Below are 14,325 nucleotides of genomic sequence, written 5' to 3' on the forward strand. Positions count from 1 at the left end.
GCCGCATTGGTCGATGTTTGGTCATAAATTGTGCTGATTCGATAAGTCTTATGTTCTAAGGGGATGTGGGTAAGCGATCGCTTCATGACTGTGTGTTTGCTAGCCAGTTAGTCGAAAGATTCAATGAAAAGACAAGTTTAGTGTGATGCTCTAATAACAAATTCAGGTATAATCGAGCTAATTTTTATCAATAAAAGAACACTATGAATCAATATCTAGCGGTTACCTCAAACGGCCTTGAGAATTTATTAGTTGAAGAACTAACCCAACTAGGGATTACAAATGCAAAACCTGTTCAAGCAGGTGTTAAATTCAAAGCGACCAATGAGCAAATTTATCGTTGTTGTTTATGGAGTCGTTTGGCTTCTAGATTTGTACGTGTCCTTTCTGAATTCACTTGTATGGACGACATGGATTTGTACCTATCAACCACCGCGGTTAACTGGGTAAATCAATTCCATAGCTCTAAGCGTTTTGTTGTTGACTTTAACGGTACAAACAACGAAATCCGTAATAGCCAATACGGTGCGATGAAAGTAAAAGATGCCGTTGTTGATAGCTTTGAGAAAAAGTCTTTGCCTCGTCCGTCTATCAGCAAGGAAAATCCAGATATTCGTATTCACGTTCGTCTACATCGTGATAAAGCGATTCTTGGTGTTGATATGGTAGGTAGCGGTCTTCACCAACGTGGTTACCGTCCAGAATCAGGCCGAGCACCATTGCGTGAAACCCTTGCTGCTGCGATTCTTCTTCGTAGTGGCTGGGATGCGACTAAGCCTTTCCTAGACCCAATGTGTGGTTCAGGTACGTTAGTGATTGAAGCGGCAATGATGGCTGCGAACATGGCTCCAGGTGTTAAACGCCAGAAGTGGTGTTTTGAATCACTAGAAGATTTTGAACCAGAACTGTGGGCTGAAGTGAAAGCTGAAGCGAACGTTCAAGGTCGTCGTGGCGTTAAGAAAGTAGAGTGTAAGTTCTATGGCTACGACAATGACGAGCGCATGATCAAAACAGCGCGTGACAATGCTCGTCGTGCTGGTGTTGAAGAGCTGATTGAATTCGAAGTAGGCGATGCTGCAAAGCTTAAGCGTCCTACAGAGTTTACTGATGGTGTGATTGTTTCAAACCCACCTTATGGTGAGCGTCTTGGCACAGAGCCGGGTCTTATTGCACTTTACACGGCATTCGGTGCACAACTTAAAGCGGAATTTGGCGGTTGTAACGCGTCTATCTTCTCTAGTTCTGACGAACTGCTTAGCTGCTTACGTATGCGTGCAGACAAACAGTTCAAATTGAACAATGGTGCGTTACCGTGTCACCAAAAGAACTACTCAATTTCAGACCGTCCGATGTCAGAGCGTCCAACGGGTGAACAAGAGCAACTTATTGCTCCAGACTTCGCAAACCGTCTTAAAAAGAACATCGGTAAAATTGGCAAGTGGGCTAAGAAAGAGCAATTAGATTGTTACCGTATCTACGATGCGGACTTACCAGAATACAATGTAGCGATTGATGTATACCCAGGTCACCTAGTGATTCAAGAATACGCAGCACCTAAAGATGTACCGGAAGAGAAAGCAAAACGTCGCTTAACCGATATCATCCGTGCTTCTATTCAAGTCACTGGCGTTGAAGCAAACAACGTGGTTCTTAAGGTTCGTCAGAAGCAGAAAGGCCGATCTCAATATCAAAAAATGGCTCAAGACTCCTCTAACCTAGAAGTGAACGAATACGGCGTTAAGCTGATTGTTAATCTTCATGACTACTTAGATACGGGCTTGTTCTTAGATCATAAGATCACTCGTCGTCGTATCGGCGAAATGGCTGCAGGTAAAGATTTCCTTAACTTATTTGCTTACACAGGCAGTGCCTCTGTTCATGCTGCTGTGGGTGGCGCACGCTCTACAACAACCGTTGACATGTCTAATACTTACCTTGAGTGGGCAAAGCAGAACATGGAGCTTAATGGCCGTGTTGGTCGTCAACATCAGTTTGTTCAAGCTGACTGCTTACAGTGGTTGGTTAAAGAGCAGGGTTCTTACGACCTGATCTTCATTGATCCCCCAACGTTCTCAAACTCTAAGCGTATGGATCAATCTTTTGATGTTCAGCGTGATCACATTCAATTGATGGAAAACCTTAAGCGTCTTCTTCGTGAAGAAGGCACGATTGTGTTCTCTAACAACAAGCGTCACTTCAAAATGGATGTAGAAGGCCTAGAAGCGTTAGGTCTTAAAGCTCAAAATATCTCAGCTAAGACGCTTCCATTGGACTTCTCTCGCAATAAGCACATTCATAACTGCTGGTTGATTACTCATAAGTAGTTAAGAGATTGTATAAGGATATATAGTGCTGACTCTCTACAGTACAGAAGGGTGCCATCTATGTGAGATGGCATTCCAACTCACGGAACAGTTAAACATTAGCCATCACGTCAACGTTGTCGACATTGCATTTGATGATGAGCTCTTTTCCCGTTACGGGGTCACTATTCCGGTGCTCAAATTTGAAAGCTCTGACTTTTCTCAAAGCTCAGAGCTTAACTGGCCATTTGGCTTGTTAGAACTTAATGATTGGTTAAAAAAGAATGGCATTACTTACAATTCATAACGGGCAATTAGCGTTTGGCGATCACCCGTTATTAGATCGTGCGGACTTTGCACTGCAAGAAAACGAACGTGTGTGTTTAGTAGGGCGCAATGGCGCGGGTAAGTCTACGTTGATGAAAATCCTGTCAGGGAACATCATCATGGACGACGGCAAGATGCAAATCACACAAGATGTGGTTGTGTCTCGCCTTGAGCAAGATCCACCGCGTAATGAAGAAGGCACCGTTTATGATTACGTTGCTGGTGGCCTAGCGGAAATCGGCGAACAGTTGAAGATCTACCATGATCTTTTGGATCTCATTGGTACTGACCCTAGCGAAAAGAACTTAAATCGTCTTACTCGTGTGCAAGAGCAGTTGGATCATGCCAACGCATGGCGTTTCGAAGATCGCGTAAGTAACGTAATGGCGGCGCTTAAACTCACTGCTGAAACAAAACTGACGGATTTGTCTGGTGGTTGGCAACGTAAAGCGGCGCTTGCTCGTGCGCTTGTATGTGACCCAGACGTGCTTCTACTCGACGAACCGACTAACCACCTAGATGTTGCGACAATCGAATGGTTAGAAGGCTTCCTGAAAGATTTCCGTGGTTCAATCATCTTTATCTCGCATGACCGTGCTTTCATCAAATCGATGGCAACTCGCATTGTTGATCTTGATCGCGGCAAGCTGAGCTCGTTCCCTGGCGATTACGAAAACTACTTGCTAGAGAAAGAAGAAGCGTTACGTGTCGAAGAGATGCAGAACGCTGAATTCGATAAAAAGCTTGCTCAAGAAGAAGTGTGGATTCGTCAGGGCATTAAAGCTCGTCGAACGCGTAACGAAGGTCGTGTACGTGCACTTAAGAAGTTGCGTGAAGAGCGCATCAATCGTCGTGAAGTGCAGGGTAAAGCGGTTATTCAGATCGATGATGGTCAACGTTCAGGCAAGATTGTATTCGAAGCAGAGAATCTTAACTTTGGTTTTGAAGGCAAAGAGATTGTTAAAGATTTCAGCTTCAACATTATGCGTGGTGATCGTATTGCTCTGATCGGCCCTAATGGCTGTGGTAAGAGTACCGTACTTAAACTGCTTCTTGATCAGCTGAAGCCTGATTCTGGCCGTCTGCATTGTGGTACTAAACTTGAAGTGGCTTACTTCGACCAATATCGCGAAATTCTAGACCCTGAGAAGTCAGTAATTGACAATCTGGCGGATGGTAAGCAAGAAGTGACAGTAGGCGGCCGTGAGCGCCATGCACTGAGCTACCTACAAGATTTCTTGTTCTCTCCTAAACGTGCTCGCACTCCTGTGAAGGCACTGTCTGGTGGTGAGAAAAACCGTCTGTTATTAGCTCGTATTTTCCTTAAGTCGAATAACTTATTGATTCTCGATGAGCCAACCAACGATCTAGATATCGAAACTTTGGAACTTTTAGAAGATTTGCTTGCCAACTATCAGGGTACGCTTCTTTTAGTGAGCCACGATCGACAGTTTGTTGATAACACGGTTATGACAAGTTGGATATTTGAAGGCAACGGCGTTGTTGAAGAATTTGTTGGTGGTTACCACGATGCTCAGCAACAAAGAAAGCAGGCTATAGAGTACCGACAGGTTGAAAAGCCATCAAAGCCAGAGAAAGTAGTTGAGGAAACTCCCAAAACTGCGCCAGTTAAGGCTAAAGCTAAGAAGTTATCGTATAAGCTACAACGAGAACTAGAAGCGCTACCTTTGCATTTGGAAGAATTGGAAACTCAAATTGAAACTCTTCAGGAAGAAGTCAACGATCCTAGCTTCTTTTCAAAATCTGTAGAGCAGACACAACCAGTATTAGATAAGCTATCTGCAGCAGAGCAGGAGCTTGAAGTTGCTTTTGAGCGCTGGGAAGAGCTCGAGGCACTACAACAGGAAAGTTAAGAAGTAATCATGACTTGTAATAAATTTAAATTAACAACAGTTGCAGCCTTAGTTTTGGCTGCAACTAACGCGAATGCTGCACTGTACAAGGTAGTTGAAGTCGCGACTCCTAGCTCAATTGTCGGAGCTTCTGAAACGTTTGGTGTCGCGATTCAACCAGCGGCGGTTACCGGAACTGAAAGTTGTTTTACCACTGGTACTATCGGTGGTGTCGCTTGTGATAGCTTTAAGCTAGCAGGTGAAACACGTAATTCGCTTGAAGCCATTAGTTACCGTGAAGAAGTTCCTTTCGCTATGGATGCTGTCTTCCAATATTTACAAGAGTTCGATGACTTCAAAAACTATTGTAACCGTGAACTAAGATATTCCACATGTGAAAGCTGGGCGAAAACTCGCTGGGAAGATACTTGGTTTAAGGAAAGAAACAACCTGAGTTATGTAAATGCAAAGGCATTTATAGAAGACGGGGCAATACTCGATACTCGCAATACAGTGATCAACTCTCTAGATAAAGATGCCAACCCACTCGGTGTTAAGTCTGAGGGAACCATCCGAAACAATGCAATATTTACAACGACAGCCAAGCCTGCAGGATCTTCTGAGACTCGAGCATGGAAAGCCATCACAGCGAGTAATGGTACTGTTTACAATGTAGGTAGTGTTTCTACTAGTGAAACCATTACGGAGACGTCAACGCCGGATCCTGTATTTAGTTCAAAAGCTGCTATTTGGGATGGTACGAATACCAAGCAAATCGATTGGACTCGTGGTGGGACTGCTAGACAAGGCGATTACTATGCTCAAGGTAGCATGCGTTCAATTGCCGAATCGGATACTAAGTTTTATGGCGTAGGCTACAATACTGTTGATGGTAGTGGTGATCTGCAAGATATGAATGCATCTGTATTCATCAGTAAATCTCTGGACTTAGCTGACAGCGCGAATACTTGGACGACCAAATCAATTGAGGGGGCTAAGGTCAACTCTAACTCGTCTAATGATTACAAATACAGTAACTCTGTAGCGACCGATATCAACAAAAACTTGTTTGTTATTGGTAACTCTAAGCGTAATGGTCGAGTGCCTGAAAATGGTAGCGCAGGCAGCAAGATGTTTGTTGTTACTGATGCTTCAGTTGCGACTCCAACAGCGACATACCTAACGGGTGGTATCTTCTTTGCTGGTTCGAGTGGTGAAGCTAGAGCAGTTAACAACTTCAATGAAATTGTTGGTCAAGTTGACGCAGAAACAACGCGTGAAGTTGATGGAAGTGAGCGTAGACACCGCGGCTTTATTTATCCATATCAAGCAACGGGTACTGACCCATCAAGAATTGATCTGTTTCAGAACAAAGCTTGGTGGCTAGACGATCTAACTAATGATGGCAACGTTTCTGGAGAGAACAACAAGTTCCGAATCATTGATGCTTCAGGCATCAACGATGCGGGTGTTATCTCTGCGACGGCTATCAAATGTGTTGTTGGCGGCACACCTAAACCATACGATACAACGTCTCACAACTCATACTGTGGCGGTGCTGCGTCTAATGCGGTTGAAAAGGTTGTTGCGGTTAAATTGATTCCTATCGAAGGTAAAGGTAAGAGCGATATCCAAGCTCGTAGTACTGATACAGCAAAGGTCGATCGTAAAGGCGGTAGCTTAGGTTGGTTCGCTTTGACTGTACTCGGCTTATTAGGGTTCCGTAGAAAATTTAAATAATTTCATCTCTTGAGCCCGAGTTCACAATTCTGAATTCGGGCTTTTTTTTCGCCTTGAGAAAAGTGAAAAACTGGTCGATTCTTAAAGTTGGAGTCACAAAAACTCCGCAAAGTTGTAATCATTGTATGTTAGTAAATAGAACACCCGTATGAGGACTGCACTATGAAGAGACAAAAGCGTGATCGACTAGAACGAGCACAATCTCAAGGCTACAAAGCTGGTATAAACGGTAGGTCACAAGAAGCTTGCCCATATAGCCAAATGGATTCTCGGTCTTATTGGTTAGGTGGTTGGCGTGACGCCAAAGGTGATAAGCAATCAGGTCTCTATAAATAGATAGGGCGGAACATATTCAAAGATCAAGGCTCCATTGTTGTACAGCAGTGGAGCCTTGTTAGTTTCTGAGTGGGCACATAATTTAGATAAAATAAATGTAATGGCGTAGAGAGCTAGTGCTTAAGCTGATAGTGATAGTGGAATACATAGTTGCTGGTGGACTAATACAGTACAGTTTCGGGATAAGAAAGTTTGTTTAACCAGTACACTCTAGTGCACTATAACTAAATTTATTGGAGTGAAAATAAAGCAGCCATTGGCTGCTTTATTAAAATCTAACTGCGTTATTCTAATTAAACAGTTGGATTAGAATGCTGACGTATCTTGGAAAAGGCCAACTTTCAAATCTTTAGCAACATAAATCTCTTTGCCATCAACAAGTACGCGACCATCTGCAAGGCCCATAACTAGGCGACGGTTAACAACACGCTTCATGTGGATTTCGTAAGTCACTTTTTTCGCAGTAGGTAGGATTTGACCAGTGAATTTCACTTCGCCTACACCTAAAGCACGGCCTTTACCTTTGCCGCCAACCCAACCAAGGTAGAAGCCAACAAGCTGCCACATTGCATCAAGCCCTAGACAACCAGGCATTACTGGGTCACCAGGGAAGTGACAGTCGAAGAACCATAGGTCAGGAGTAATATCCAGTTCAGCAAGAATCAAACCTTTACCGAAATCACCTTCAGTCTCAGACATTTTAGTGATGCGATCCATCATCAACATGTTCGGTGCTGGTAGTTGAGGACCTTCAGGCCATAGTTCGCCTTGGCTTGATGCTAGAAGATCTTCGCGAGTGTAAGAATCACGTTTGTTTTGCATTATCAATTACTCCAATTTTTGATAGGTGCATATTAGTGAACAGGTGTACGCTAAACAAGTCCGATCAGTACTAGACAAACCAGTTTTTAATGCGTCCAACAATTCCAATAGGGTGCTCATGTCTTTCAAAGTTTTCAATACGTTCCGCAATTTTGCTCAGAACGCTTTCTTGTTCATCGTCTCTAAATGGTTTGTTCATAATAAGAGGAATAGCTTCATCTACATTAGAGACAGACCAAATATGGAATTCTTTGTTTTTGATGCTTTCAATTAGGTCAGGCTTCAGAGCAAGATGTCGTAAGTTAGATCTTGGAAGGATCACACCTTGTTCGCCAGTTAACCCGTTGTGTTTACACACATGATAGAAGCCTTCGATTTTCTCGTTTAGCCCACCAACTGCTTGTACACGACCGAATTGGTCGACAGCACCGGTTACCGCTATTTGTTGATTGATAGGGTATTCCGACAAAGCACTGACCAAAGAGCAAAGCTCAGCAAGAGAAGCACTATCGCCATCAACTTCGCAGTATGATTGCTCAAACACAACAGAAGCCGCATAGGGCAGCGGATCTTCAAGGTTTAATGCGCTGCTTACAAATGCTTGCATGATCATCATGCCTTTGGCGTGAAGGTTACCACCGAGTTCCGCTTTGCGTTCAACGTCGGCAATATCACCATCACCAAAGTGGATAACACATGAAATTCGGGCTGGTTCGCCATACGATACAGGGTGTCCTGGTACATCGATAACCGTCAGACCATTAACTTGTCCAACTTGTTCACCCTCGGTTTCGATAATAACTTGGCCATCTCGAATATCATCAAGAGCACGTTCAGGTAAGTACGATTCGCGGTTGTATTTGTGTTGTTGTGCTTGCTGAATATGGTGACCATCGATCTCATCATGGTCGGCTTCAATCAAAGCTTCGTTCAATAACGCATTGTGCCAAATCGGGCATAACGGTATATAGCTTTGGTCTTCAGTTTCTCTCGCACCTGCAGTAAGAATGCCTGTCACCGCCTGTTGCGTGATGTTTGGCAATTCATAACGTTGTTGGAGCCATTTAAGGTAACCAAGATATTGCGTCAGCGTCTCTTCTGTTAGCTTTATGTCTTGTTCAATTTCACTGAATAGGCAGAAGCCGGTTTGAATATCACTGTCTAGGTAATCAAGATCGCCGAGTTGAGCTCGGTCTCCAACCACAATCAACTTAATATTGTAGGTAAGCGGTAAAGATGGAGATTGGTTTAAGTGTTCAGGGTTGCTACTGATGGGCTCTACGGCTTCACCAAGAAGTGCAGATTTAAGCAGTAACCAGCTTCCCGGGTTTGCTAGAATCAAGTTGGCTGAAACAATCAGATAACCATTGTTCGCTCTAGCCAGTAAGCCAGGCTTTGTCGCAACGACTTGGCCGTCTTTTGATTGAACTTGGTCAAACAGAGAGACAGCATTTAAAGACTCAGTTTTTATTACTGGTAACGTGTGATCATCTAGAGCAGTTACTAAAGATTCAACAATCATTTGACGATAGATCGAATTGTCCGGAGCGTTGACAAGTAAAACACGCGAAAGATTGGACAAGCGGACAAAGCGGGTTAGCGCATCGTTGAATCTATGTTGAATGTCTGAAAATGGGAAAGGCGAGATGTCAGGGAATTGCTCTAATTGAGCGCTATATTCGTCGTACTGAGGCGTAACATGTCGCCAATCTACTAGAGTCATTTAAGTTTCTGATTATGATAATGAGGTAGGGAGTATATAGAAAAACCGATCTCGCTTGTAGCTCTATGTTGTAGTTACTAATCACTAAGCTAATATAAGTATGATCTTGGTCTATTCTTTCAAGACAACAATTGTTAAATAGCCTATTTTGGGTTACGCTGTCACTAGGATTAACTCTCGAGATTAGACATGAAATATCAGCAACTTGAAAACTTGGAATGTGGTTGGAAATGGAACTATCTAGTCAAAAAATGGAAAGAAGGCGAGTCGATCACCTGCCATATTGATTCAAGTGAAGCTGACGTTGCTGTACAAGCCTTATTGAAGCTTGAACACCAACCAACAGGTGTTCTTGAGTGGATATCTGACAACATGTCTCCTGAGCTCGATAATAAGCTTAAGCAAGCGATCCGAGCTAAGCGAAAGCGTCACTTTAATGCTGAACAAGTTCACACCAAGAAAAAATCAATCGACCTTGATTATCGTGTATGGGAAAAGCTATCCCAGCGTGCGAACGAGCTAGGTTGTACGCTATCAGATGCCATCGAGTATTTGGTAAGCGAAGCATCTCGTAGTGAACAGGCCAGCAAGACAGTAACCAATCTTAAAGAAGATTTAAGCAAGCTCCTTTCTGACGATAAATAATCATCAACAGTAGTGGTGACATTATGATGTATGTAATCTTAATCGGTGCAGCGTTGGTTTTTTGGTTAGTTGCGGTTGATAGGCCGGTATTGAAAATCAAATTTAACGATGGGGCGATCGAACAAGTTAAAGGTCATCTTCCACCGAGCTTTAAGCACAACCTTCAAGAGATTGGCCACAACAACACTTTTAAAGGTGAATTAAAAGTGTACGCAAAGCGTTCTGGTTATAATCTCAAGTTCACAAAGGATGTACCTAAGAACGTGCAACAACGTATCCGTAATGTATTCCCGCATAACGGCTTCAAATCTAAAGGCTCAAAGAAGGCGTAATGGTCAAGAATTACGTCTTATCTTGTCAATCTTCATACTAAGTTAGTTCTTCGCTTGCCTTAGCCATCGTCATACTGTTCTCAGTTCCAATAAAGGAGAACAGTATGAGATATCTAATCCTTTTGTTGTTTTTTTCATCCCCAGTCGTATTTCCCGACGATGCATTGGTTAATCCCGTAGCCAAAAAAATCAAAGCCACGGTCATGAAAGGACTAAAAAAGAGCAATGTTGAAATCGATGGTTATTGTGACCTGATGATTGAAATGAAGCACTCCAAAGGTTATACAAAAATCAAGAGAGTGAGAACGTCCGGCGATAGTAAAGCTTGTAGACAGGCGAAACAGCACTTACCAACCAAGAAAAAGTTCAAATATAGTTTTCCAGAAAAGTACATCCGACTTCATATCACAAACTGACCATTATGATGCACTATAACTAAATAATATTAATTTGATTGACTAAAACGTCAATGAATACGAGTGAATTACGGTGATCTGAGTTAGATTTCAGTATGTTGTACTGTCACTTGATATAACAATATGTCTCGTAGGGCGTTCATTTTACTGATATCTATTTAACCGAAGGTGCCAAATGTACACGAATCTTGTTTAGCGACAGCGTGTTTAACGGGGATGCCGAGGTGTTGGCAAGTCATTAGTACCTTTAGTTTTCTATCGGCAGGAGCATGTTCTGAGAGAATCACAGAGCTTATACACTCTTTATTCAGATACAGCTTGTTGCCAATAATCTCTTCATTGGGCAGTACCCAGCGATATTCTTTTTCGTAACGCCAGTTTGAATGTTTGATTCCAAGTACGCTCACGGCTAATTTCGATGCTTTTGACTTAACTAGCGAAGGAGAACTAAGCATGCTTGGGTTGTCAGTATACTGAACTTCAAAGCAATTGAGATCTGCCTCACCGTGATAACAGTTAAGATCATACTCAATACACATACCTTTAAAGTTATCGCCATACTGAGACCAAAGTATGGGATGGTCATTCGATTGAGAGAAGCACATAACCTTGAAGTCATTCTGAAGTTCTTTGTTGAACAGGTGATGAGATTCAAAAGGGTTATTAAAGGTCTTAGCGGAATCAAACCACAACGAACACTCGGATATCGATTGTATGTTTCTATCGTGAAGAGATCTGAACTTATAAAGTTTAGGCAACATATCAAACACCTGGTTTACAACATTGTCTGATGTTAACACTATAATTCATAATGTAAGCGTGAATGCATAGTGTTTGCTTGCTTAGTCACCAAGTTTAATCATATAACTGATTGATAGATCAAAATTTAAACACGAAATAGCAGCCTGTTTGAGTGATTTATCTTGCAATAGCGCTGGTTTTTTTAATAAGTTGCAACGTAACTTTATATTGGTGGAAGAATAGGTCTATATTTGGAGGCAATGTAAAGGAAGTTAAGTGAACCAATAATGATAAATCCGACCTCAAAGAGATCGGACTATTTGCAATGTTAGGCTAGTTGACCGCAATAAATTGGTCTAGCCATTGAAGGAACTTTAGAAATGGTATCGTGCACCAATGTATGCTGTTTTGGATGAAACATCGATGGACTCTATTTCAATATGTGCAGAGCGGTAACCGATATGAACGTCGATGTTATCGGTAATTATTGCGCCAAATTCTCCACCGATTTGGTAAGCGGCCTCAGATTCAGAAGCTGAGAGCCCAAAGGCTTTGATTTCCGTATCAATAGATCCAACGCCTGCTAACAGGGAGACATACAAATCCAAGACGTCGCCTTTAACGATGAATTTGGGTTTAACATTCACGAAGAAGGCTTGGCCTTCCATATCCATCATTTGAGCAAAGTTAACTTTGCCAATTTTTCGGTACTCCGCTTCTAATCCCAGCTTTACTACATCGTGTGTATTGAACTCATAACCGCCAACTAAGTTATAACTCAAGTCAGCTAGATCAGAAGAATCTTCAATTTTGCTACCGCGGTATTCTAATTCGGTTTCATTATAAAATCCGACATCTACACCTGCATAAAAATGACCAAGCTCTTTAGCTGCTGTGTCATTTTCATTAGCAAGCGCGTATGAACTCATGCCAAAAGCGGTGAATAGTGATAGGGCAACCATACCGATTTTCATATTAAGCCTTTTATATAATAAGTTATTGATTCCTTGAATACCTTACCAAATGTAGAGCTTTAAACTAATAATGGTTTTGTGTAACCATCTGATTTTATGAACTTATTATCGATATAAACATCAATACGAAGCAACATGATTTGATTTTCGCCATATTGCTTTATGTTTAAGCAATCAATATGCCTTTAGCCGAATACAACAAAGTGGCGGGTAGGGAAACTGCTCAATCAAAACAAAGCTGAGGCGTTAAAGCGTAAAGATGAACTCGAAAATGAGAAGCATCAGGCGAGGGTGCGTCGATTGCAAAATGGCGAAGAGCAGGCCAGTAGCCTTGATGACATCAGCATTCGAGATAGGGGATTTAAGGATGAATTTATCCTGTTAGTCGTCTTCGTACCACTCATCTTGTCTTTCATTCCCAATTACGCGCCATATGTAGAACAAGGCTTCAATGCACTGCAGAACATCCCTAACCCTTATTGGTTTGTCTTAGGTGCTGTTGTGGTCGATACGCTAGGCATGCGTGCCATGGTGCGATACCTACTTGAATACTACGCTTCTCGATGGAAAACGAAGTGATGGCTTATCTCGAAGCGTTAATCATTGCATTAATTACAGGTGGAGTCTCAAGCCTTGGCACGATTGCGGCTTTAAAAACAGACATCAATTGGATAAAGCGAGTGCAACAAGACCAAGAGCAACGGATACGAAAATTGGAGATACCTTATGAAAGAACACAAATGCAAGGGACGTCGACCAAACGGCCAACTTAAGAAAGGTTACACACTCAAGAACGGGCGAGTGGTGATGGCGAACACCACACGAAAACGCTACAAGAAACGCCGATAAAACCAACCTATTAAAAGAGCCATGTTCTTATGAAAGTGGCTCTTTTGACATCTCATCTATAAGAGCCTCCCTCTTTAGCATCTAGTTTCACATCTAATGACTTAAATCACTGTTATAGATAGGGTTAATGATTATAATCAGGTTCCTTAAATAAAATTGCCTTGATGAAAAAGAGTTTGGGCTAGATGAGGTAAGTTTTATGGGGTTACTACCTCCTGAGAATACATTAGAAGATGTAAAAATTAAGATAAAAAAATCGTACCATAACTCTAATGTAGGTTTGATCAAACAAGTGGTGCTAAAAGAAGGGCCACAAGCTTTTAGAATAGCTACGCTGTTAGAAATATTAGGTAAAGACAAGAAATCTGTTCATCATTATTCGTTAAAAATTGATCAAATAGATCGTTCTAAACAAGCGGTGTTTTTCAAGGTAGTTGTCATCATTTGCTTGCTTATTAAGCAGCTTCTCTTTCTGGATTTAAGTGAACGTCACCAACAGGTTCACAGTTTCTGATATCACCTGGCCAGCGTTCAGGGTTTAGCTCTTTCGCAGTGAGTAATACCTCCGCTCGGCGCTTCAAGATCTCTTTATCTTTTCCATTGTGACGCTCTGAAGGCGTGACGTAATTCAGCTTACTGTGCTTGTGCTCGGTGTTGTACCAGCGTACGAAGGCTTCAACCCAACTTCGACTACTGTCGATTGTTTCAAAGCCCTTTGTTGGCCAGCTTGGCATGTACTTTACCGTGCGGAACAATGACTCAACATACGGGTTATCATCACTGACTCTTGGGCGACTATACGATGAAGTAATACCTAACTCTTCCATTTTAGCTTTGAACGTCAACGACTTCATCGGCGCACCATTATCTGAGTGAAGAACCAGAGCTTGATTGAAGCACTGCTCTCGCATCAACGTTCGTTGCAGAAGTTGTGACGCCAGCTCACCGCATTCATGCTCATACACCTCATAACCCACGATTTTTCGACTGTAGATATCCTCGATGACATACAGGTAATAGTGTTGGCCTCGAACTTTTGAAGGTAAGTAAGTGATATCCCATGTATAGACTTGGTTCGAATCTGTAGCTGTGTAACTTGTTGGTTTCGCACGCTTCTGCCTACTTCTTTGACGACCTCGTTTGTTTAGTTGCCCCTGTGCACTCAGTATCCGATAGTAACTTGACTCAGAGGCGATATACTCACCTCTATCAAGCAGTGTCGGGACGATTTGAGTCGGAGGTAAGCTTGCGAACTCAGAGCGGT

17 protein-coding genes are annotated in these 14,325 nt (G+C 42.3%); 12 read left to right on the forward strand and 5 right to left on the reverse strand.

Translation table 11 applies throughout. The features are described from left to right. Positions 1 to 203: 203 nt before the first annotated feature. The 5 genes from rlmKL to rmf all read left to right on the forward strand — a co-directional run bounded on the left by rlmKL (position 204) and on the right by rmf (position 6,559). Complete coding sequence (gene rlmKL, locus ACED53_RS13975; protein WP_017101107.1) at positions 204 to 2,324, forward strand: bifunctional 23S rRNA (guanine(2069)-N(7))-methyltransferase RlmK/23S rRNA (guanine(2445)-N(2))-methyltransferase RlmL; 2,121 nt, start codon at positions 204 to 206, stop codon at positions 2,322 to 2,324. A 25-nt stretch (positions 2,325 to 2,349) separates the two neighbouring features. Beyond that, positions 2,350 to 2,610 (forward strand): glutaredoxin family protein, encoded by a 261-nt coding sequence (locus ACED53_RS13980; RefSeq protein ID WP_017101106.1) that lies wholly within the window; start codon positions 2,350 to 2,352, stop codon positions 2,608 to 2,610. Continuing rightward, complete coding sequence (locus ACED53_RS13985) at positions 2,588 to 4,504, forward strand: ABC transporter ATP-binding protein (RefSeq protein WP_102580050.1); 1,917 nt, start codon at positions 2,588 to 2,590, stop codon at positions 4,502 to 4,504. The genes ACED53_RS13980 and ACED53_RS13985 overlap by 23 nt, the downstream gene beginning before the upstream one ends. A gap of 9 nt (positions 4,505 to 4,513) precedes the next feature. Further along, positions 4,514 to 6,223 carry a DUF3466 family protein gene (locus ACED53_RS13990; protein WP_017101105.1) on the forward strand — a complete coding sequence of 570 codons (1,710 nt, stop codon included), beginning with the start codon at positions 4,514 to 4,516 and terminating at the stop codon, positions 6,221 to 6,223. Between the two features lie 162 nt (positions 6,224 to 6,385). Then, positions 6,386 to 6,559, forward strand: a complete 174-nt coding sequence (rmf, locus tag ACED53_RS13995) for a ribosome modulation factor (RefSeq protein WP_009846667.1) — start codon at positions 6,386 to 6,388, stop codon at positions 6,557 to 6,559. Between the two features lie 306 nt (positions 6,560 to 6,865). Here rmf and fabA read toward each other — a convergent pair whose 3' ends face one another. Next, on the reverse strand, positions 6,866 to 7,381 hold the full coding sequence (fabA, locus tag ACED53_RS14000) for a bifunctional 3-hydroxydecanoyl-ACP dehydratase/trans-2-decenoyl-ACP isomerase (RefSeq protein ID WP_010440782.1): 516 nt from the start codon (positions 7,379 to 7,381) through the stop codon (positions 6,866 to 6,868). Between the two features lie 70 nt (positions 7,382 to 7,451). Beyond that, complete coding sequence (locus ACED53_RS14005) at positions 7,452 to 9,104, reverse strand: Lon protease family protein (protein WP_017101104.1); 1,653 nt, start codon at positions 9,102 to 9,104, stop codon at positions 7,452 to 7,454. Between the two features lie 189 nt (positions 9,105 to 9,293). On the opposite strand from ACED53_RS14005, the gene matP reads away from it, so the two are divergent. From matP to ACED53_RS14020, 3 genes are all read left to right on the forward strand, one after another. Then, a complete protein-coding gene (gene matP, locus ACED53_RS14010) occupies positions 9,294 to 9,749 on the forward strand; it encodes a macrodomain Ter protein MatP (RefSeq protein ID WP_009846670.1) in 456 nt (151 codons plus the stop codon). A gap of 23 nt (positions 9,750 to 9,772) precedes the next feature. Continuing rightward, the gene (locus ACED53_RS14015; RefSeq protein ID WP_012603889.1) at positions 9,773 to 10,081 is read left to right on the forward strand and encodes a DUF3634 family protein; all 309 of its coding nucleotides are present in this window, start codon (positions 9,773 to 9,775) and stop codon (positions 10,079 to 10,081) included. A gap of 104 nt (positions 10,082 to 10,185) precedes the next feature. Beyond that, positions 10,186 to 10,497, forward strand: coding sequence for a hypothetical protein (locus ACED53_RS14020; protein ID WP_017101103.1), 312 nt, complete (start codon positions 10,186 to 10,188; stop codon positions 10,495 to 10,497). 158 nt (positions 10,498 to 10,655) lie between these two features. On the opposite strand, the gene ACED53_RS14025 is transcribed toward ACED53_RS14020, so the two are convergent. Further along, on the reverse strand, positions 10,656 to 11,258 hold the full coding sequence (locus ACED53_RS14025; RefSeq protein WP_029225506.1) for a DUF2971 domain-containing protein: 603 nt from the start codon (positions 11,256 to 11,258) through the stop codon (positions 10,656 to 10,658). Between the two features lie 354 nt (positions 11,259 to 11,612). After that, the gene (locus ACED53_RS14030; RefSeq protein WP_017101102.1) at positions 11,613 to 12,212 is read right to left on the reverse strand and encodes a porin family protein; all 600 of its coding nucleotides are present in this window, start codon (positions 12,210 to 12,212) and stop codon (positions 11,613 to 11,615) included. Between the two features lie 219 nt (positions 12,213 to 12,431). Between ACED53_RS14030 and ACED53_RS14035 the strand changes: the two genes are divergently transcribed. From ACED53_RS14035 to ACED53_RS14050, 4 genes are all read left to right on the forward strand, one after another. Then, on the forward strand, positions 12,432 to 12,791 hold the full coding sequence (locus tag ACED53_RS14035) for a hypothetical protein (protein WP_050546904.1): 360 nt from the start codon (positions 12,432 to 12,434) through the stop codon (positions 12,789 to 12,791). After that, on the forward strand, positions 12,791 to 12,985 hold the full coding sequence (locus tag ACED53_RS14040; RefSeq protein WP_102580049.1) for a hypothetical protein: 195 nt from the start codon (positions 12,791 to 12,793) through the stop codon (positions 12,983 to 12,985). The genes ACED53_RS14035 and ACED53_RS14040 overlap by 1 nt, the downstream gene beginning before the upstream one ends. Continuing rightward, positions 12,939 to 13,061: a hypothetical protein gene (locus ACED53_RS14045; RefSeq protein ID WP_277948684.1), complete on the forward strand. Its 123-nt coding sequence runs from the start codon at positions 12,939 to 12,941 to the stop codon at positions 13,059 to 13,061. The genes ACED53_RS14040 and ACED53_RS14045 overlap by 47 nt, the downstream gene beginning before the upstream one ends. A 199-nt stretch (positions 13,062 to 13,260) precedes the next feature. Next, on the forward strand, positions 13,261 to 13,575 hold the full coding sequence (locus tag ACED53_RS14050) for a hypothetical protein (protein WP_371715266.1): 315 nt from the start codon (positions 13,261 to 13,263) through the stop codon (positions 13,573 to 13,575). Here the strand turns inward: ACED53_RS14050 and ACED53_RS14055 are convergent. Continuing rightward, on the reverse strand, positions 13,517 to 14,325 hold an 809-nt coding region (locus ACED53_RS14055; RefSeq protein ID WP_371715267.1), incomplete at its 5' end, for an IS3 family transposase. The two genes, ACED53_RS14050 and ACED53_RS14055, sit on opposite strands and share 59 nt — an antisense overlap.

The sequence above is a fragment of the Vibrio sp. 1F169 genome (assembly GCF_041439605.1).
GTDB lineage: Bacteria > Pseudomonadota > Gammaproteobacteria > Enterobacterales > Vibrionaceae > Vibrio > Vibrio tasmaniensis_A.